Here is a 19,517-nt window from a genome sequence, read left to right on the forward strand (position 1 = left end):
CGCGGCGGCACTGGCCGTGTGCCTCGCGACCGCCGGCGCCGGCGTGGCCGGCGGCGCCGGCCGCGACGGTGACGCCACGTCGACGACCTCGCCGCTGCGGATCATCACCTACAACGCCGAGGCCAAGCTCGACGTCGACACCGCGATGTCGGACCTCGCCCGGCTGATGGCCCGCGACCCCGACGTGATCGCCCTCCAGGAGCTCGCCAACCCCGAGAAGCGCCGGGCGATCCGCGAGACCTACATCGACTGCGACGGCTGCGTGTGGGCGGCGAACATGCCGGGGCCGGCGGTGCCGGGGGAGACTCCGGTGCTCTACCGCGCCGACCGCTTCGAGCTCAAGGACTCCGGCTCGGTGCAGGTCACCGAACCGACGTACGTCGGCAAGGTCGGCGCGGGCCCCTCGACCATCAACGCCAAGTACATCAACTGGGTGCGCCTCACCGACCTGCAGTCCGGGCGGCCGCTGTTCGTGCTGAACAACCACACCGTCCCGAGCGTGCAGGCCAAGTCCGGCGGCCCCAACCGGCGGGCCCCCGAGCGGCTGAAGCTGCTGCGCAAGCACCTGCGCGGGGTGCAGACGATGGTCAGCGAGATCACCGCGAAGAACTGGGGACTGGTGTTCGTCACCGGCGACCTCAACGTGAACTTCCGCCGCGACCGGGTGCTCGCGCCCAAGATCTTCCCCTACAGCATGTTCGGCGAGGTCGGCCTGCGCGCGACGTACGAGACGATCCGCGAGCCGAGCTCCGGCACGCACACGCTGCCGTCTGGCAACGACACCCGGCTCATCGACTACGTCTACTACCTGCCGCGCAAGGCGGTGACCCCCACCCAGCTGAAGATCCTGCGGGGCACCTCGTCCGACCACCGGCCACTGATGGTCGACTTCGAGCTCCAGCCGACGGCGACGGTCGCCACGCCGCCTGGAGGCTGAGCCCCAGGCTGGCTCGGGCCTCCGGCCCGGCCCCTGTATCGTGGGCTGCCAGCCCCGCCCGGCAGCCGTGGCGGGATCCCTACCGTTCTCGGCACGAAGAGTGAGGCCTCGTTGGGCAGACCGTCGCGTCGGGTGGTCCTCCACGTCGGGACGCCGAAGAGCGGGACGACGTTCCTCCAACGGGTCCTGTGGGACAACCAGGAGGCGCTGAGGGCCCAAGGGTTCCGCTGCGCCGGCCACCGACAGACCGACATGTTCCTGGCCGCGGTGGAGCTGCGCGAGTCGCACAACTTCTGGGGCTACGACCCCGAGGAGCTCGCCGGCCGCTGGAACGAGGTGTGCCGGCAGGCGCGCGAGCACGACGGCGTCATGATCATGAGCCATGAGGTCCTCGGCGGCGCGAGCCCGGGGCAGGTCGAGCGCGCCTACGCCGAGCTCGAGGGCCTCGACGTCCACCTCGTGCTCACCGCACGCGACCTGGCCCGCCAGGTGACCTCGGAGTGGCAGGAGCGCGTCAAGAACGGCAGTGCCCGCTCGTTCGCCAAGTTCGAGCGCCGCCTGGTCCGCCAGCTCGACAAGGGCAACTTCGAGAACGGCTTCTGGCGCAACCAGGACCCCGTCGGCATCCTCGGCCGGTGGGCCCGTGGCCTGCCCGCGGACCATGTCCACGTCGTCACCGCCCCACAGTCCTCGGCCGACCCCACGGTGCTCTGGCGCCGCTTCGCCGAGGCCCTCGACCTCGACACCACCGACATCGACGCGGCCGCGTCGACGCAGGCCGCCAACACCAGCCTCGGCGTCGCCCAGATCCAGGTGCTGCGCAAGGTCAACGAGGCGCTGGCCGGCCGGATCAGGCACCCGCAGTACGCCCGAGTGGTGAAGTCCCAGTTCGCCGAGCGGGTCCTCGCCGAGCAGCGCTCGCCCCGCCCGCAGTGCCCGCCGGAGCTGGTGGCACGGCTGCGCGTCCTCGCCGAGGAGCGCAACGAGACGATCCGCGAGCGCGGCTACGTCGTCCACGGCGACCTCGGCGACCTGGTCCCGCGGGAGCCCCAGGGTCCCTACCGCGCTCCCGACGACGTCGGCCGCGGCGCGGAACGCGCGGCGTACGCCCAGGCCATCGCGGCCCTGCTCGTCCAGCGCGCCGAGCAGCGCCGCACGATCCGCGCCGAGGTCCCGATGCCCCCGCCCGGGGGCCGCCTGCACCGGCTGGGCCGCCTGGTCGGCGACCTGCGGCACCGCCGAGGCTGACCCGGTCCGGTCCGGTCCGGTCCTCAGCTCCAGGCGGCGACGATCCGGCACACGTGCGGGTCCTCGTCCTGGTACGGCGCGAGCCCGAGCCCGGTCTGGCGGAACTCCACCCGCCCCCCGGCATCCTCGATCAGGCGCACCACGTCGTCCGGCTCGAGGAAGGTCCGCTTCTCGTTGGGGTAGGCCTTGCGCCGGCCGCGGTCCTCGACGGTGCGGAACTCCAGGAACAGGTGGCCGCCCCGCCGCAGCGACATCGACGCGAGCCGGAACACGTTGCCCAGGCCGTCGGGATCGAGCGTGTTCAGGAGGAACCGGCCGTAGAGATCGACCGGCTGCGGCGTCCGGCTCAGCCGGACCCCGAGGGAGAGCACGTGCCGGATGTCGTTGAGGTTGACCAGCTCGCGGTGGATCCGCCGCTGGGGCTTGCGCCCCAGGCGCATCGCGCCGCCGCTGTAGTCCACGGCGAGCACCCGGGCCCGGCGCTTCTTGGCGAACCACCGGCTGTCGCGGAGGTTGCCGGCGCCGAGGTCGACCAGCGGTCGGTCCGAGGGGTAGTGCTCGGCGACCCAGCGGGCGAACAGCGAGGGTTGGCCGGGCAGGCCGCGTCCGTTGCGGGCGTAGAAGGCGTCCCAGTACTTCCGGTTGGTGCGCAGGCCGCCGAACCAGCCGTTGAGGCGTCGCGCCAGCCAGCGTGGGGTCTCGTACTTGAACGACGGGTCCGGGGTGCGCCAGCCGGCGCCGTAGGTCAGGGCGAGCAGCTGCTCGTACCCGGCGGGGGCGGGGAAGGGGCGTCCGTGCAGCTCCACCGTGGTCAGCGGCAGCACTTGGTCGCGGGGGAGGTCGAAGCCCGTGTCCTGGGGCATGTAGAGACGGTCGCCGACCCAATGGGCGGTGAACACGTCCACGAACCGGTGCGACCCGTCCTCCTGCTCCAGCCGCACGTTGAGCCGGCTGCCGGAGCCGCGGCGCACCTGCCACCCGTTCTCGCGCAGCACCCGCTCGAGCTGGAAGCCCTCCCGCACGACGTCGACCGGGTAGCGCTGCTCGCTGAGGTAGGCGATGTCCACGTCGTTGTCGTGGCCGATCAACCGCCCGTTGCGCACCGCGCCCAGCAGGGTGCCGTAGCAGATGAACGACGGCAGGTGCGCCTTCTCGCTGATCGCCCGGAGGAGCGCGTCGACCTGGTCCAGGAACACCACGAGCGACGCCGGGTCCTCCGCCGACAACGGCAGGGTCAGCCGGCCGTACTTGTCCAGGATCAGCGGGCGGCCCTCGGAGTCGGTGACCGCGACGGCGCGGTCCTGGTCGCCCCGGAACACGTGGTGCCCGGTGGCGACGACGACCTGGGCGGCGTGCTCGCGCAGGACGACGTCGGCGCGTCCGGAGAGGTAGCGCCGCAGCGCGTGGGGCCACGGCACGACCGCGTGCCCGCGCCGGGTCTCGGCGTCCCGCGACGGCAGCAGCGACCACACGTGGCCACCGTTGAGGAGCACGTCGTAGGTCAGTGCGGGGTCGACGCCCGCCGGCAGCCGGAGGGCGTCGTCGTCGACGACCAGCGCCTCGCCGGTCCCCGGCCCGGCCTCGCTCATCCTCGGCCCCGGACCCGGCGGGCCAGCCGGCGGACGGAGCCCAGCGAGGAGGGGGTACGGCGGGCCTGGGCCCGGTCGCGCCACGTGTTGCGCTCGATCGTCATCGCCCGCATGTCGCGGATCATCTGCTCGATGGCCCGGGCGGCGACCTGCACCATCTCCGCGTCGCTGACCCGGTCGGGGTGCGGGCCGGTGGTGCTCGGCGCCTCGGTGAGGAGGTCGTCGAGGTCGCCGACCACGTCGAAGCCGCCCGAGCCGATGGCCTCGACGGCCTGGGCCGAGCGGCGGCGCAGCTCGTCGCGGTAGTCGTCGCTCGGGTAGAACCGCTCACCCTTCTGCGGGACGAGCACCTCGTGCCCGAAGTAGCGGCGTACCCAGCGGTGCCGGGTCGGTCCGTCGCTGAGCGGCCCCGACAGGTAGGGCTTGACCTGGCGCAGCAGCGCGGCCTGGGCCGCGCCGAGCGACTCGTTGGGATAGGAGACGCCGAGGTCGAAGCCGCTGTCGTCGAGCCCCAGGGTCGAGACCCATCGGTTCCACAACAGGTCGCGCGGCGAGCCGGGCGGCGGGACCGTGATGACGTGGATCCGCTCGGCGGGCACGACCTGGGACCAGGTCCCCAGGATCGCCGGCAGGTCCTGGGAGGACCAGCCCCAGGCGCCGCGTCGCTCCCCGGCGAACGCCTCGGCCATGAACTGGTCGAAGCCGCCGTCGTAGTTCATCTTCAGCGCCTCCTGCCAGATGGCCGGGAACTGCAGCCAGTAGGCACGAGCGGTCAAGACGACGTCGACCTGCGCGGGCCGCAGGTCCTCGACGACCCGGCGGGCCTGCTCGAGGGTCGACATGCAGAAGAACTCGTGGGACACCAGTCCGGCGCCGTCCCAGCCGCGCAGGTCCGCGACGAGCCGGTCCCAGGCGCCGGCGCGGGCGTCGGCCCCGCTCTGGTTGGCCCCGCGGACCTGCTGGAAGGCCTGGAAGTGGTCCAGCCGCTCCCGGCCCGGGTACAGCAGGCCCTGGCGCCGCAGCTGGGGCCGGTTGGCCCACATCGTCGTCTGGAGGAACGTGGTGCCGCTCTTGGGCAGACCGATGTGCAGGAAGACCCTGCTCGCCACCTGTCCGTCACCCCCGCTCGGGGTCGTCGTCGCGCTTGCCACCCTCGAAGCGGCCGGCGTCCAGCCGGACGGTGTTGCTGTCCAGATAGGCCTCGACGCGCTCCTGGTCCTGCTGGCTGAGCGGCACCAGGAGCTCCTCGACGACATCCATGAGCTCGGCCAGCCGCCGGTTCAGGCGACGCGTCTCCTGCATCTCCTCCTCGAGCGCCTCGACCCGGGCCTTCAGCGAGTCCCGGCCGCGGTCGTCCGGGCTGCGCCGCGCCGACGTACGAGATCGGCGCAGGCGGCCGGGGAGGTCGAACATGTCCCACCGTCTTTCGTGTGTTCGTCGTCCGGGCATCCGCTCGGCGACGCCGGTCCGGCCCAGGAGGTCAGCCAGGCTACTACCTGCCGCCGCGATGACCGGGGCAGCTGCGCCCACGATAGGTTGGTCGGCGCACCGGGCCCGACCCGGAGCCTCGTGCGCCGACATCGGAGCGGTGCGCGTTCGCCACACAGCACGTTCGTCAGAACAGGACGTGATCCCCAGAGAGGCCCCGACGTGATCGGCATCGTGCTCGCAGCCGGAGCAGGGCGCAGGCTGCGCCCCTACACCGACCACCTGCCCAAGGCGCTGATCCCGGTCGACGGTGACACCACCATCCTCGACATCGCGTTGCGCAACCTCGCCGCGGTCGAGCTCACGGACGTCGCGGTCGTGGTGGGCTACGCCGCGCAGGCCGTGGAGGAGCGGCGCGCCGACCTCGAGCGCCGCTACGGCGTGTCCCTCCAGTTGGTGCACAACGACAAGGCGGAGATCTGGAACAACGCCTACTCCCTGTGGTGCGCGCGCGACCTGCTGGCCGAGGGCGCGCTGCTGGTCAACGGCGACACCGTGCACCCGGTGGCGGTCGAGGAGACCCTGCTCGCCTCCCGCGGTCCCGAGATCCTGCTGGCGGTCGACACCGAGAAGCGACTTGCGGAGGAGGAGATGAAGATCCGCGTGGACGCCGACGGCCGGGTCGTCTCGATCACGAAGCTGATGGACCCCGCGACGGCGTACGCCGAGTACATCGGCGCCACGCTCATCGAGGCCGCCGCCGCGCCGAAGCTGGCCGACGCGCTCCAGGCCACCTTCGAGCGCGACCCGCACCTCTACTACGAGGACGGCTACCAGCACCTCGCCGACCACGGCGAGTTCATCGGGGTGGCGCCGCTGCCGGCCGGCACGTCCTGGGTGGAGGTCGACGACCACGCCGACCTGGCCCGGGCCCGGGAGATCGCGTGCCACTACTAGCCCGGATGCTCGCCAGCCCCCTGCACCTCGACATCCGAGCAGGGGCGATCGACGACCTGCCCCGGCTGCTCCAGGACCGATACATCTCCACGACGGGCAGCGTGCTGGTCGCGGTCGGGCCCTCCACGGGACGGGAGATCTGGGCGCGGATCGAGGGCGCCCTCCCGGGCGCCGCCGTGCACGGCGTACACGAGGCCAGCCTGAAGGCCGCCACCGAGCTGCAGGCGGCCCTGGGGGAGCGCGGCTACGACGCGGTCGTGGCCATCGGCGGCGGCAAGACCCTCGACGTCGCCAAGTACGCCGCCACCCGGGCTGGCATCCCGATGATCGCGGTGGCCACCAACCTCGCCCACGACGGCCTCTGCTCGCCGGTGGCGTCGCTGGACCACCCGCATGGCAAGGGCTCCTTCGGCGTGGCGATGCCGCTCGCGGTGATCGTCGACCTCGACTACGTCCGGGCCGCCCCGGCACCGCTGGTCTCGGCCGGGGTCGGCGACGTGATCAGCAACCTCTCGGCCATCGAGGACTGGCTGCTGGCGGGCCGACAGCGCGGCGAGCCGGTCGACGGGCTCGCGCTCGCGTTCGCCCGGCTGGCCGCCGAGTCCGTCATCGACCGCACCGACTCCGTCCACGACGAGGCGTTCCTCGTGGTGCTCGCGGAGGCGCTGGTGCTCTCGGGCATGGCGATGTCGGTGGCCGGTACGTCGCGTCCGTGCAGCGGCGCGTGCCACGAGGTGCTGCACGCCGTCGACCAGCTGTTCCCGGGCCGGGCCAGCCACGGCGAGCTGGCCGGTCTCGGGGCGGCGTACGCCACCCACCTGCGCGGCCAGCCCGAGCGGTTCGCCCAGATCGTCACGTGCCTGACGCGCCACGGCCTGCCCTGCCTGCCCGGCGAGGCCGGCCTCTCCGAGGAGGAGCTCGTGACCGCGGTGCTGGCCGCCCCGCAGACCCGCCCGGACCGCTACACGGTGCTCGAGCACCTCGGTCTCGACGAGGAGCGGACCCGGGCGAGCGTGACCGCGTTCGTCGCGGCGGTCGCCGAGGTGCGGGCCGCCGGCTGAGCCGTCCGCGACGCCGGTCGAGCAAGGGGCGAGGTGCCTCACACTCCCCGCGGGGGATGCGGGATCGGGCAAACCCCGCTGGTAGTCTTCCCGGCGTCTTCGCCGCGACACGACAGGAGTGAGAACGTGGGCGACTCCTCCGAGGCAGTGGCCCAGCCACGCTCCGACGAGACCTCCGGCTACCGGGTGGTGCAGCGCACCATCATGCGAGCCAGTCAGGAGCTCGACGTACGCGGGCTCTACATCGCGCCGGTCACCTCGATCGCGAGCAGCGCCGACGCGTCGTCGGGGCAGTCTGGCGTCGACCGCGCGTCGCAGAAGCTCGCCGCCAAGACCACGGACAGCACCCCGACCGCCGATCCGAGCCTGATCGGCTACGGCCGGATCGACGACAACGACCACACGATCGCCGAGAAGGGGCGCCGGATCACGTTCGGCACCTACTTCAACGCGTTCCCGGCGAGCTACTGGCGCCGCTGGACGGAGTTCCGCACCGTCCGGCTGGTGCTCCGCGCCCGCGGCATCGGTGCGCTGATCATCTACCGCTCCACGGCGCGCGGCCAGGTGCTGCGGGCCGACTCGATCCCGCTCGAGGGCGACCAGCCGGTGACGATCACCCGCGACCTGTCGCTCGAGCCGTTCATCGACGGCGGCTGGTACTGGTTCGACCTCGAGGCCGGCGACGGCGAGGCGGTGCTCGAGAGCGCGGAGTGGCTGATCGAGACCGACCGCCAGCAGGTGGGCCGGGTCAGCATCGGCATCACGACCTTCAACCGCCCCGACTTCTGCGGCGACCAGCTCGTCGCGCTCTCGCGCGACCCCTCCACGCTGGAGATGCTCGACGACATCTACGTCGTCGACCAGGGCAGCCAGAAGGTCGTCGACACCGACCGCTACGCCGAGGCCAAGGCCGTGCTCGGCGACAAGCTGCACATCATCGACCAGCCCAACCTCGGCGGGTCGGGCGGCTTCTCCCGAGCCATGTCCGAGTCCCTGCAGCGCGGCGCGTCCGACTACGTCCTGCTCCTCGACGACGACGTCGTGTGCGAGCTCGAGGGCATCAAGCGCGCGGTCGCGTTCGCGGACCTCACGCGCCGGCCCACGATCGTCGGCGGGCACATGTTCAGCCTCTACGACCGCACGGTCATGCACGCCTACGGCGAGGCGCTGGCGAAGTGGACGTGGTTCTGGGGCCCCGCGCCGGAGACCAAGCACTCCCACGACTGGGCCCGCCGGCCGCTGCGCTCGACGCCGTGGCTGCACCGCCGCATCGACGTCGACTACACCGGCTGGTGGATGTCGCTGATCCCGACGGCCGTGATCCGGGAGATCGGCCTCTCGCTGCCGATGTTCATCAAGTGGGACGACGCCGAGTTCGGCCTGCGCGCCGGCGAGGCCGGGTTCCCGACCGTGACGCTGCCCGGCGCCGCCGTGTGGCACGTCCCGTGGACCGAGAAGGACGACACGCTCGACTGGCAGGCCTACTTCCACGAGCGCAACCGGCTGATCTCGGCGCTGCTGCACTCGCCGTACGACCACGGCGGCCGGCTGGCGTTCGAGAGCATGGCCAACCACGCCAAGCGGCTGGTCTCGATGCAGTACGGCACCGGCGAGATCATCCTGCTCGCGCTCAACGACGTGCTCGACGGGCCCGAGCGGATGCACCGTGACCTCGCCCAGCGGCTGCCCTACCTGCGGGAGCTGTCGGGCCGGTACGACGACGCGCGGGCCCAGTCCGACGTCGAGCTGTTCCCCCCGGCGCGCATGAAGAAGCCGCCGCGCAAGGGCAAGGGCATCCCGAACCCGACCAACATGCCCGGCAAGCTGATGATGGCCGCGACCGGCCTGGTCCGGCAGGTGACGCCGCCGCGGGCGATGTCCTCGGAGTTCCCCGAGGGCGCGGTCCCGCACCTGGACCAGAAGTGGTTCCGGCTGGCCCACTACGACTCGGCGATCGTCTCGACCGCCGACGGCACCAAGGCGGCGTGGTACCGCCGCGACCGCAAGCAGTTCGCCGACCAGGCGCGCCGTTCCGCGGCCCTGCATGCCCGGTTGTTCCAGGAGTGGCCCGAGCTGAGCGCGCGCTACAAGGAGGCGCTCGGCACGCTGGCCTCCCCGGACGCGTGGAAGGCGTCGTTCGAGGGGCTCGATGACTGAAGCCGGTCGCCTGCACGTCGTCGACGCGCCGCTGAGCCCGCCCTCTCCCAGCGCGGGCCTGCTGGAGGTCTTCCGGCGCCGCTACCTGCTGCGGATGCTGGTGCGCCGCGAGGTCAGCGCGCGCTACCAGGGCTCGTTCCTCGGGCTGATGTGGTCCTACATCAACCCGCTCTCGCAGCTGTTCATCTTCTGGTTCGTGATGGGCAAGATCATCGGCCGCAGCACCGAGATGTTCGCGGTGCACGTCTTCTGCGGCCTGATCGTCGTGCAGTTCTTCATCGAGACGTTCAACGCGGGCACCCGCTCGATCGTGCGCAACCGGTCGCTGGTGCAGAAGATGGCGATGCCGCGCGAGATGTTCCCCGTGGCCTCGATGCTGGTCTCGCTCTACCACATGGGGCCGCAGCTGGTGATCTTGACGTTCATCGTCGTGCTGACGGGCTGGACGCCCGACCCGGTCTACCTGCTCGGCTTCCTGCTCGCGCTCGCGATCATCGCCGCGCTCGGCACCTCGCTCGCCCTGGTGTTCAGCGTCGCCAACGTGTTCCTGCGCGACGTCAGCAGCTTCGTGTCGATCCTGACGAACTTCGTGCGGTTCGCCGTGCCGATGATCTACCCCTACAGCCTCGTCGACCAGCGCTTCGGCAGCTTCGCGCAGTACTACCTGTTCAACCCGATCGCTGATGCGGTGCTGCTCGTCCAGCAGGCGTTCTGGGTCGGCAGCACCAAGGATCCCGCGGCCATCCACGCCCAGCACATCCCCGACCACCTGTACGCCTACGGATTCCTCGCGCTCGGCATCGCCCTGGTGATGCTGGTCATCGCGCAGGCGATCTTCCGGCGGTTCGAGAACCGGATCCCGGAGCAGCTGTGAGCGCGCCGTCCGGCGGCTACTCCGCCAGCACCTCGATCGTCGTCGACGACGTCACCAAGTCGTTCACGCTGCGCTATCACCGCACGCTCAAGCAGATGGCGGTCGCCGCGGCGAAGGGTCGCGACATCAGCGGCAAGTTCAACGCGCTCGACCACGTCTCGTTCACCGTCGAGCAGGGCGAGTCGATCGGGCTGATGGGGCTCAACGGCTCCGGCAAGAGCACGCTGCTCAAGCTGATCAACGGCGTGATGCGCCCCGACACCGGCACCGTGCTCACCCGGGGCCGGATCGCCGGGCTGATCGCGACCGGCGCGGGCTTCCACCCCCAGCTCACGGGCCGGGAGAACGTCTTCCTCAACGCCGCGGTGCTCGGCATGAGCGAGGCCGAGACCCAGCGCAAGTTCGACTCCATCGTGGAGTTCGCCGACATCGGGCGCTTCCTGGACTCCCCGGTCGGCCACTACTCCTCGGGCATGTTCGCGCGGCTCGGCTTCGCTGTCGCTATCCACGTGGACTCCGACATCTTCCTCGCCGACGAGGTGCTCGCCGTGGGGGACAAGCCGTTCAAGCAGAAGTGCCTGCAGAAGATGCAGGAGATCCGCGACAGCGGACGCACGCTGTTCTACGTGAGCCATGCCGCCGGCTCGGTGCGCAAGATGTGCGACCGGGTGATCGTGCTCGAGCAGGGCCGCCTCGCCTTCGACGGCGGCGTCGACGAGGGCATCAGGTTCGTCAAGTACGACGAGCCGGAGAAGGGTGCCGGCGACGAGCTCGGCACCGAGGACACCGACGACGAGCTCGGGTCCGACATCTGAGCTGCCCGAGACGCCGCTTGCGGCGGCTCGGAGTCTGCAGCCAGGTCGAGTAGGCGCGCGGCTGAGGAACGAAGCCGCGACCGCCGTATCGACCCGGTCACGGCGTGGTCTCGATACGCCGCTCGCGCCTACTCGACCTGGCTGCTGGGTCTTCCCGCCCCGAGCAAGCTCGGGTCGGGAAGGCAGCGCAAACTACAACCGTGAGATTTCTTGACAAATCTCGGATCCGTCGGCGTGTCGAGTGGAAATTACACGATTGTAGTTACTCAATTCCTCTTCCCGAGGGCTGTGACTGGTGTGAAAGTTGCTTCACGTGTGAACTTCCCCGCGCACATGGAGTACTCCGATGCCCCCCAGCAAGACCACCTTCGTCACCGCCTGCCAGCAACTGCTCGCCCTCGGTGTCGTGCTCGCTGCCCTGACCCCGGCGGCCAGCGTCGTCAACCTCGACGTCGTCCGCGACACCCCAGGCGGGAGCGCGGTCACCGAGCCGCTCGCGGCCGACCTGGCGGCGTACACCCGGGCCAGCGCCACGCCCTCGAAGGTCCCCACCGAGGTGGTGGACCCGACGGTCACGGAGTACTCCCTGACCGCCCCGGCGGGCAGCAAGGCGGCGCCTCGCGCCGTGAGCAGCCGCACCAAGGCCGGCGCCCTCGGCGGCACCCAGGTCACCAGCGTCCCCGAGGCGGTCGTCGGGTACGGCGCGGTCGGCGTCACCTGGGCGCAGGGCACGAAGGTGGCCGAGGACGCCATCGAGCTCGCGGTCCGCACCCGCACCGGTGACAGCTGGTCGGACTGGATGGACCTCGAGTACGACCTCGAGCACGGCCCCGACCCGGACAGCGCCGAGGCCCGGCACGCCCGTCCGGGCACCGACGCCCTGCTGGTCGGTGACGTCGACCAGGTGCAGGTGCGCGCCTCGTCCACGAGGACCCTGCCGCCCGACCTCCGGCTCGCCGTGATCGACCCCGGCAAGGCGGCACGCAGCGCCGTCGAGAAGCCGGCGCTCGACACGGACACGATGGACGGCGCGAGCCCCACGGCCGGCACGCAGCCGGGCGCCCTCGCGACCGACCCGGGGGAGGGCACCGACGGCGGCGACCAGATCGACCTCCAGGCCGCGACGTTCACGCCGCGTCCGAAGATCTACTCGCGGGCCCAATGGGGCGCCGACGAGAGCATGCGCGAGAAGAGCGCCCTGCACTACTACGAGGTGCACGCCGGGTTCGTGCACCACACGGTCAACGCCAACGACTACTCCCGCGCCGAGGTGCCCGGGATCATCCGCAGCATCTACGCCTACCACACCCAGTCGCGCGGCTGGTCCGACATCGGCTACAACTTCCTCGTCGACCGCTTCGGCCGGATCTGGGAGGGGCGGTACGGCGGGATCGACCGGCCGGTCGTCGGCGCGCACACGCTGAACTACAACGACTACGCCTTCGCGATGTCCGCGATCGGCAACTACGACATCAAGCAGCCCTCGCAGGCGATGGTCGAGGCGTACGGCGCGCTGTTCGCGTGGAAGCTGTCCCTGCACGGCGTCGACGCCTCCTCGCCCAAGCAGTGGGTGGGCTCGAAGTACTTCGAGGCGATCAACGGCCACCGCGACGCGGCGTCGACCGCATGTCCGGGCAAGTACCTCTACGCCAAGATCCCGCAGATCCGGCAGCTCGCCGCCGAGGCCCAGCGGGGCTGGGCCGGCCGCGAGCTCGAGTCCAACCTCGCCGCGACGCCGTACCCGGACCTCATCGTCCGCCGAGCCAGCGACGGTCAGGGCTTCGTGATCCCGACCGGCGGCCTCACCGGGTTCGGCAAGGGCGTCCCCGCGCTCACCGGCCTGTCGGCCGACTCCTCGGTGCTGGTCTCGCCCGACCTGACCGGCGACGGCATCGGCGACGTGCTGGTGCGCGGCGCCGACGGCTCGGCGCAGGTACGGCCCGGAGCGGCGGACGGCACGTTCGGCAACGCGACGTCCAAGGTCGGCGCTCTCGCCGACCACGACCTCGTCACCGCGGTCGGCGACCTCGACGGCGACAACCGCAACGACCTGGTCGGGCGGTCGCCCGACGCCGGGCGTCTCGACGTGTTCCTCGGCCGTGGCGACGGCACCTTCAAGGTCGAGAAGCTCGGCACGACCTGGGGCAACTACACCCTGCTGGTGGGCGCCGGCGACGTGACCGGCGACGGGCGGGCCGACCTGCTGGCCCGCGACGGCTCCGGCTCCCTCTGGATGCTCCGGAGCCTGGCCAAGGGCGGCTTCGGCAAGGGTGTGAAGGTGGCCGGCCCGTGGCAGCGGTGGTCGGCGATCACCGGCATCGGGGACTTCACCCGCGACGGACGGCCCGACCTGTTCGTCCGCGACGCGAGCTCCAAGAGCGGCTTCGTCGTTCCCTCGACCGGCACGGGCACCTACGGCAAGCCGTTCGGTCCGATCACCCGGGTGCGATCGGCCGGCAGCCTCGCGGGGGCCGCCCAGGTCCTCTCCGACGAGACCCCCGACCTCGTGGTGCGGAAGGGAACCCGGCTGCTGACGTTCCCCAACTCCGGAAGGATCGAGACCGGCAAGCCGATCGCGATCGGCGCCGACCTGTCCAACGCGAATCTGGTCCTCAACGCCGGCGACTGGGACCGCGACGGCTTCGGCGACATCATCACGCGCGCGAAGGTCAGCGGTGCGCTGTACCTGCGCCGCGGCGACGGCACGGGCCACTTCGCGTCCGGCACCAAGATCGCGACCGGCTTCAAGAAGGTCGGGCTGCTCGCCGCGGTCGGGGACATGACCGGCGACGGCTATCCCGACCTGATGGGGCAGCCCGCCGGCGGTGCGATCCGGATCTACCCGGGCAACGGGTTGTCCGGGCTCAAGGCGAGCTACGTCGCCCACGAGCGGATCGCCGCGGGGCGGCAGGTGCCCGTGGGTCGATGGGACGGCGACGGCGCACCGGACTCGCTGTTCCGCAACGGCTCGAAGCTCACGCTCTTCCCGGGCAACGGACCGGGCGGGCTGACCCGGCCCCGGTCGCTGGGTCTCGACCTGTCGCCGTACGACTGGGTGATCGGGGTCAGCGACGTGACGCTGACCGGGCACTCGGACCTGATCGTGCGCGAGAGGGCCACGGGCGACCTGTGGCTGCTGCAGGGGACGGCGACCGGCTTCAAGCCGCGCCGGTTCCTCGCCGAGGGGATGGGGGCCTACGACCTGGCCGGCTAGCCCGGCGCCGAGAGGAGAGGACTGGCTGGTCGTCCGCGATCAAGGGAAGCGGGCCGTGGCGCGCTCGGCGGTGTGGATCGCCTCGAGACGCTCCGGTCCGGCGTGGGTGACCAGGACCAGCGAGCCGCCGCGAACGAGCGGCTCGGTGAAGGTGGCGATACCTGGTGGGGAAGCCGGGTTCGCCTCCGACAGGAGGCGGCCGCCGTCGGTGAGAAGACTCCCGGCGGCGGCCGCGCTCCACAGCTGTTCGTGGGTCGCGGCGCCGTACGTCGTGCCGGTGGCGAGGTCGTCCGAGGTCGGCGGGTCCCACGGCGAGAACGCGTCGGGCTGCGACCAGACCTCCAGCCCGACGTCGTGGACACCCGCCGGCAGGGGATCGGCGAACCGGACCCCCAGCGGCAGCAGCGAGCAGGCGAGCACCGGTATGTCTGCGGCGACCCGGGCCCAGCGCTCGAGCGAGGTCGGGCCGCAGACGACCGCGTCGGGGTCGTCGGCGTCGTCCGGGCCGGTGACGACCAGGCCGACGGTCCAGGCCGCGCCCAGGAACACCGGCCCGAGCCAGTGCGTCGGCAGGTCGACGCACAGCGTCGCGCCGCGCTCAAGGTCGTGCTCCTCGGCGAGCAGCGAGGCGGCCTTGGCCACCCAGTTCGCGTACGTCGTGACGGAGAGCTCGACCCGTTCGCCGGTCGCCTCGTCATAGAACGTGATCACGGGCCGGGAGGAGTCCGCGCGCAGCTGGCGCGCCAGGACCTCTGCGAAGGTCGTCACCTGGATAGCCTCTCAGCATGCCTGCGATCGAGCACTTCTGGGCCGTGATCCCGGCGGGCGGGGCCGGCACGCGGCTATGGCCGCTGTCGCGCTCCTCCTCGCCGAAGTTCCTCCACGACCTCACCGGCACCGGCCGCACGCTCCTGCAGGGCACCCACGACCGGCTGGTGCCGCTGGTGGAGGAGCGGTTCGTCGTGGTCACCGGGCGCGCCCACCGGGCCGCGGTCCTCGACCAGCTGTCGCAGCTGGACCCCGGCCGGGTGCTGGCCGAGCCGGCGCCTCGCGACTCGATGGCGGCCATCGGGTTGGCGGCGGCGGTGCTGGAGCGCGAGGACCCCGACGCGGTGATGGGCTCGTTCGCGGCCGATCACGTGATCCCCGACGCCGACGCGTTCGCGGCGTCCGTGCGGGTCGCGGCGGACGTCGCCCGCGACGACTGGTTGGTGACGCTCGGCATCGAGCCGGTCTTCCCCTCCTCGGCGTTCGGCTACATCCACCTCGGCGACCCGCTGCCCGGCCACCCGGCCGCGACCGCCGTCCGCGAGTTCGTCGAGAAGCCGTCGGTGCGCGTCGCGACGGAGTACGTCGCCACCGGCCGCTACCGCTGGAACGCGGGCATGTTCGTGGTCCGCCCGACGGTGCTGCTCGACCTGCTGGCGACCTGGCACGCCGAGTTCGCCGGCGCGCTGCGCGCGATCGCCGCCGACCGCGGGCGGCTCGACGAGCTCTGGCCGGGCCTGCCGAAGATCGCGCTCGACCACGCCGTCGCCGAGCCCGCGGCCGACGCCGGCCGGGTGGCGTGCGTGCCCTCGGCGTTCCACTGGGACGACGTCGGCGACTTCGACTCGCTGGCGACGCTGCTCGGCACCACCGCCACGGCGACCTCGGTCCTCGGCGAGCAGGCGATGGTGCACGCGGTCGACGCCAGCGGCCTGGTCGTGCCCCGGTCCGGCCGGGTCGTGGCCGTCGTCGGCCTCGACGACGTGGTCGTGGTCGACACCCCGGACGCCGTGCTGGTGACCACGCGGGCCCGCGCCCAGGACGTCAAGCAGGTCGTCGAGGCGCTCAAGGCCGAGGGTCGGGCCGATCTGACCTGAGGGTGTCCCCGCACGCACCTGACGGATGTGCTCCTCGCATGCGCTGGAGGGGACAGATACGTCAGGTGCGTGGGGGACGGCAGCTCACATCGCGTTGGGCTCGGGGGAGTCGAAGTAGGGGTACTTCTTCATGAAGGCGTCGAGGGCGGCACCGCTGACGTCGGAGCAGTACTGCCACACCCCCTCCTGCTTGCTGGTGTCGGTCACGCCCTGACCTCCGGCGGACCAGTGCGTGAGGGCGACGTGCGTGCCGTCGGGGAAGGACTTGCCGTTCTCGTCGTCCGCGGTCCACGGCAGGGCGATGAACTTGTAGCGGGGGTTCACGTCGCCGCCGAACTTCTCCGCGATCGCGCGCAGCTCCTGCAGGTCCTTGTCGTTCTCGGCGATGGTGTCGTCGTACCAGAGCAGCGTGTAGCCGTGCTCGAGGTTGTGCACCAGGGCCTCAAGCTGCGGGCGGTCCTGGGCCGTGTAGAACTTGCGCGCGAACGGCGCTGGTGCGACGCCCGACTCGTTCCAGTGGGCGCCGAACGCCGGCGGCGCGTCGGTGTAGGTCACCGGCGTGCCGGTCGGCACGTGCTTCTGGTTGCCGTCGGCCTTCTTGGTCTCGATGTCCTGGCAGGAGGACGCCGGCGCCCCGATCTCCGCGAGCGTGAGACTGTCGAACTGCCGTCCGTCCCACCAGTCCTTGACCGGCTTGTACGCCGCCGCGCCGACGATCAGCGCGGCGACCAGGACGCACACGCCGACGATCGCGAACCCGCGCCGCTTGTCGGCGCTCCTCTGCTTCTTGCGCATCTGCTCGATGACCGCCTGGCGGTCGTTCTTGGCGGGCTTGGCCACGGTGGTTCGTCCTCGGTCGTGCGGGGGCGGTCGGGTCAGTCGTCGGCAGAGTCTACGTGCGCGCCCGTCAGGGCGCTGGCCGCAAGCGCGTCTCGCTCGGGGCGTCCGTCGGCCCGACGTCCCACCCGTGCGCGAACGCGAGGGCGGCGACCGCCCGGACGAGGCCGCGGGGCACGGTGAGCAGCAGCTCCTCGCCGTCGCGCCCGGAGCGGGACGCGAGCAGGCCGAGGGTGTCCCTGATCGTCGCGAACAGCTCCTCGGCCGGCGCCGGGGCCCCGAAGGGGGCGCGGTCGGCGGGTTCGCCGCGCAGGGCCCGGACGACGGCCTCCCGGGCGCCGTAGCCGAACAGGTCGGCGCGCTCCGCGCGCACGAGGGCCGCCGCGCCGGCCCCGTCGACTCCCGGCGCCAGCACGAGGTCCGCGCGGCCGCGCACGACGGCGAACGGCCGGCCGGCGAGCTTGCCCTGGGCGAGCTCGGCGGCGCCGGCGATCTCGTCCGCCACGGCGGGCAGTGTCACTGCGAGCTCGTTGCCCCACGGGTCGGTCCGTCCGGCGTACTCCTCCGCGACGACCAGCCCCGCGGCCCCGATGGCGATGTCGGTCTGCCCCTCGCGCCAGGCGCGTCCGGCGGTGTCGGTGACGATCACCGCGACGTTGCGGCCCGTGCGCTCTCGCAGGCGGGCGCGCAGCGTGCGCGCGGAGGCGTCGGGGTCGAGCGGCAGCAGCACCACGTGTCCGGCGACGACGTTCGACCCGTCGATCCCGGCCGCGGCGATCGTCAGCCCGAGGTGGTTGCGCACGATCGTGGTGGGGCCCCGGCGCGCCACCACCCGCGCCGTCTCACCGGGCAGGGCGTCCTCCCGGGTGCCGGGCCGGACGCGTCCCTCGGCCTTGCTCACCACCTTGCTCGTGATCACGACGACGTCGCCGTCGACGAGGTCGCCGCGCTCGAGGTCGAGCAGGCCCACCAGCACGTCCGCCAGGTCGTCACCGGCCCGGACCTCGGGTGCACCGGCCGGGGCGGTGATCTCGATCCGGCTCATCCGCGGGACACGTCGATCGCCGCGGCCGCCATCGCGGCCGTGGCGGCCGGGTCGGTCATCAGCAGCGGGACCGCGCGGCAGGACAGGCCGCCGGCACTGAGTCGCTCGAGGTCGCCGGCGTCGGCGTCGTCGACCAGCCACCCGTCGATCACGCCGCCGCTCGAGCGGGCGCCGTAGTGCAGCCCGACGCCGGCCGCACTGACCTCGACACCGAGGGAGGTCAACAGCTGGTTGGCCATGCCGCGGACGTGGCTGCCGCCGATGATGGGGGAGACGCCGACCACGGGCGCGCGGGTCGCGACGAGCGCCTCGCGGACGCGGGGCACGCCGAGGATCGTGCCGATCGAGACCACCGGGTTGGACGGGGGCAGCAGCACCAGGTCCGCGTCGGTGATCGCGTCGATCACGCCCGGCCCCGGAGTGGCCTCGTCGAGACCGACGACCACGACGGCCTCGGCCGGCACCTCGGCTCGCAGGCGCACCCAGTACTCCTGGAAGTGCACGACCCGGCGGCCGCTGGGCGAGTCGGCGTCGGCGATCGCGACGTGGGTCTCGACCCGGTCGTCGGTCATCGGCAGCAGCCGCACCGCCTCGCCGTGCGCCGGTCGCAGCCACCGCCGGCACAGCGCCTCGGTGACCTGCGACAGCGGGTAGCCGGCGTCGAGCATCTGCGTGCGCACCAGGTGGGTGGCGACGTCGCGGTCGCCGAGACCGAACCAGGTCGGTTCGACGCCGTACGACGCGAGCTCGGCCTTGACGCTCCACGTCTCGTCGCGGCGGCCCCACCCCCGGTCGGGGTCGATGCCGTCGCCGAGGGTGTACATGACGGTGTCCAGGTCGGGGCAGACCTTCAGGCCGTGGATCCACAGGTCGTCGGCGGTGTTGGCCACGACCGTGACGACCGCGTCGGGGGACACCCCGGGCAGCGTGCGTGCGGCGATGCCGTGGAGCAGACCCTGGAGGAAGCGGGCGCCGCCCATGCCGCCCGACAGCACGGTGATGTTCTGCATGCGGATACCTTGCCGCACCGCGGCCGCTCGGCGAGCGCCGGTCCGGGCGCCGGGGTCGTTCCCGGGCTGTCCCCCTCCGACCCTCGCGCGGGCCTCCATAGCAGATCCGGGGTTGACTTTCGGGGTACGACAGGCATGTAATTCCCACAGTGTCGTTCACGATGTGGGGAGCGGCCGTACCGGGTCGAAAGGGCGAGGGCCGTGCGAGAACTATTTCTCCTCGACGGGGACGCCGAGGAAGCAGGCTGGCAGGAGCGTGCGCTGTGCGCACAGACCGACCCCGAGGCGTTCTTCCCCGAAAAGGGAGGGTCGACGAGGGAGGCCAAGAAGGTCTGCCTGACGTGTGAGGTGCGAGACGACTGTCTCGAGTACGCCTTGATGAACGATGAGCGGTTCGGGATCTGGGGCGGGCTCTCCGAGCGGGAGCGCCGCAAGCTGAAGAAGCGGGCCGTCTGAGCTGCCCTGTCCTCTCGACCTTGC

17 protein-coding genes are annotated in these 19,517 nt (G+C 71.9%); 10 read left to right on the forward strand and 7 right to left on the reverse strand.

Annotated features, from left to right (window positions below):
* Positions 1-937: hypothetical protein (locus VGD85_RS06270; RefSeq protein WP_331062588.1), on the forward strand; the 937-nt coding region annotated here is incomplete at its 5' end.
* A gap of 132 nt (positions 938-1,069) precedes the next feature.
* Positions 1,070-2,185 (forward strand): hypothetical protein, encoded by a 1,116-nt coding sequence (locus tag VGD85_RS06275; protein WP_331062589.1) that lies wholly within the window; start codon positions 1,070-1,072, stop codon positions 2,183-2,185.
* A 23-nt stretch (positions 2,186-2,208) separates the two neighbouring features.
* Here VGD85_RS06275 and VGD85_RS06280 read toward each other — a convergent pair whose 3' ends face one another.
* From VGD85_RS06280 to VGD85_RS06290, 3 genes are read right to left on the reverse strand one after another with little or no spacing between them, the layout of a single operon-like run.
* Entirely contained in the window at positions 2,209-3,774 is a 1,566-nt protein-coding gene (locus tag VGD85_RS06280) for a LicD family protein (protein ID WP_331062590.1), read from the reverse strand.
* Complete coding sequence (locus VGD85_RS06285; protein ID WP_331062591.1) at positions 3,771-4,883, reverse strand: hypothetical protein; 1,113 nt, start codon at positions 4,881-4,883, stop codon at positions 3,771-3,773. Before VGD85_RS06285 ends, VGD85_RS06280 begins: the two co-directional genes overlap by 4 nt.
* A gap of 7 nt (positions 4,884-4,890) precedes the next feature.
* On the reverse strand, positions 4,891-5,187 hold the full coding sequence (locus VGD85_RS06290; protein WP_331062592.1) for a DUF6752 domain-containing protein: 297 nt from the start codon (positions 5,185-5,187) through the stop codon (positions 4,891-4,893).
* Positions 5,188-5,424: 237 nt separating this feature from the next.
* Here VGD85_RS06290 and VGD85_RS06295 point away from each other — a divergent pair, with 237 nt between their 5' ends.
* The 6 genes from VGD85_RS06295 to VGD85_RS06320 all read left to right on the forward strand — a co-directional run bounded on the left by VGD85_RS06295 (position 5,425) and on the right by VGD85_RS06320 (position 14,280).
* Complete coding sequence (locus VGD85_RS06295) at positions 5,425-6,159, forward strand: phosphocholine cytidylyltransferase family protein (RefSeq protein ID WP_331062593.1); 735 nt, start codon at positions 5,425-5,427, stop codon at positions 6,157-6,159.
* A 5-nt stretch (positions 6,160-6,164) separates the two neighbouring features.
* Positions 6,165-7,220, forward strand: a complete 1,056-nt coding sequence (locus tag VGD85_RS06300; protein ID WP_331062594.1) for an iron-containing alcohol dehydrogenase family protein — start codon at positions 6,165-6,167, stop codon at positions 7,218-7,220.
* Positions 7,221-7,346: 126 nt separating this feature from the next.
* A complete protein-coding gene (locus VGD85_RS06305) occupies positions 7,347-9,377 on the forward strand; it encodes a glycosyltransferase (RefSeq protein ID WP_331062595.1) in 2,031 nt (676 codons plus the stop codon).
* Complete coding sequence (locus VGD85_RS06310) at positions 9,370-10,251, forward strand: ABC transporter permease (RefSeq protein ID WP_331062596.1); 882 nt, start codon at positions 9,370-9,372, stop codon at positions 10,249-10,251. Before VGD85_RS06305 ends, VGD85_RS06310 begins: the two co-directional genes overlap by 8 nt.
* Complete coding sequence (locus VGD85_RS06315; RefSeq protein ID WP_331062597.1) at positions 10,248-11,066, forward strand: ABC transporter ATP-binding protein; 819 nt, start codon at positions 10,248-10,250, stop codon at positions 11,064-11,066. The genes VGD85_RS06310 and VGD85_RS06315 overlap by 4 nt, the downstream gene beginning before the upstream one ends.
* Positions 11,067-11,412: 346 nt before the next feature.
* On the forward strand, positions 11,413-14,280 hold the full coding sequence (locus tag VGD85_RS06320; protein ID WP_331062598.1) for an FG-GAP-like repeat-containing protein: 2,868 nt from the start codon (positions 11,413-11,415) through the stop codon (positions 14,278-14,280).
* A gap of 39 nt (positions 14,281-14,319) precedes the next feature.
* On the opposite strand, the gene VGD85_RS06325 is transcribed toward VGD85_RS06320, so the two are convergent.
* Positions 14,320-15,048, reverse strand: coding sequence for a TIGR03089 family protein (locus tag VGD85_RS06325; protein ID WP_331062599.1), 729 nt, complete (start codon positions 15,046-15,048; stop codon positions 14,320-14,322).
* A 17-nt stretch (positions 15,049-15,065) separates the two neighbouring features.
* Between VGD85_RS06325 and VGD85_RS06330 the strand changes: the two genes are divergently transcribed.
* Complete coding sequence (locus VGD85_RS06330; RefSeq protein ID WP_331062600.1) at positions 15,066-16,145, forward strand: mannose-1-phosphate guanylyltransferase; 1,080 nt, start codon at positions 15,066-15,068, stop codon at positions 16,143-16,145.
* Positions 16,146-16,229: 84 nt separating this feature from the next.
* Here VGD85_RS06330 and VGD85_RS06335 read toward each other — a convergent pair whose 3' ends face one another.
* The 3 genes from VGD85_RS06335 to cofD all read right to left on the reverse strand — a co-directional run bounded on the left by VGD85_RS06335 (position 16,230) and on the right by cofD (position 19,037).
* Positions 16,230-16,985, reverse strand: a complete 756-nt coding sequence (locus VGD85_RS06335) for a DUF3105 domain-containing protein (protein WP_331062601.1) — start codon at positions 16,983-16,985, stop codon at positions 16,230-16,232.
* Between the two features lie 67 nt (positions 16,986-17,052).
* Positions 17,053-18,027, reverse strand: a complete 975-nt coding sequence (gene cofE / locus VGD85_RS06340) for a coenzyme F420-0:L-glutamate ligase (RefSeq protein WP_331062602.1) — start codon at positions 18,025-18,027, stop codon at positions 17,053-17,055.
* Positions 18,024-19,037, reverse strand: a complete 1,014-nt coding sequence (gene cofD / locus VGD85_RS06345; protein ID WP_331062603.1) for a 2-phospho-L-lactate transferase — start codon at positions 19,035-19,037, stop codon at positions 18,024-18,026. Before cofD ends, cofE begins: the two co-directional genes overlap by 4 nt.
* Before the next feature lie 201 nt (positions 19,038-19,238).
* Between cofD and VGD85_RS06350 the strand changes: the two genes are divergently transcribed.
* On the forward strand, positions 19,239-19,493 hold the full coding sequence (locus VGD85_RS06350; RefSeq protein ID WP_011754873.1) for a WhiB family transcriptional regulator: 255 nt from the start codon (positions 19,239-19,241) through the stop codon (positions 19,491-19,493).
* The last annotated feature ends 24 nt before the right edge of the window (positions 19,494-19,517 follow it).

The sequence above is a fragment of the Nocardioides sp. genome (genome assembly GCF_036401255.1).
Lineage (GTDB): Bacteria > Actinomycetota > Actinomycetes > Propionibacteriales > Nocardioidaceae > Nocardioides.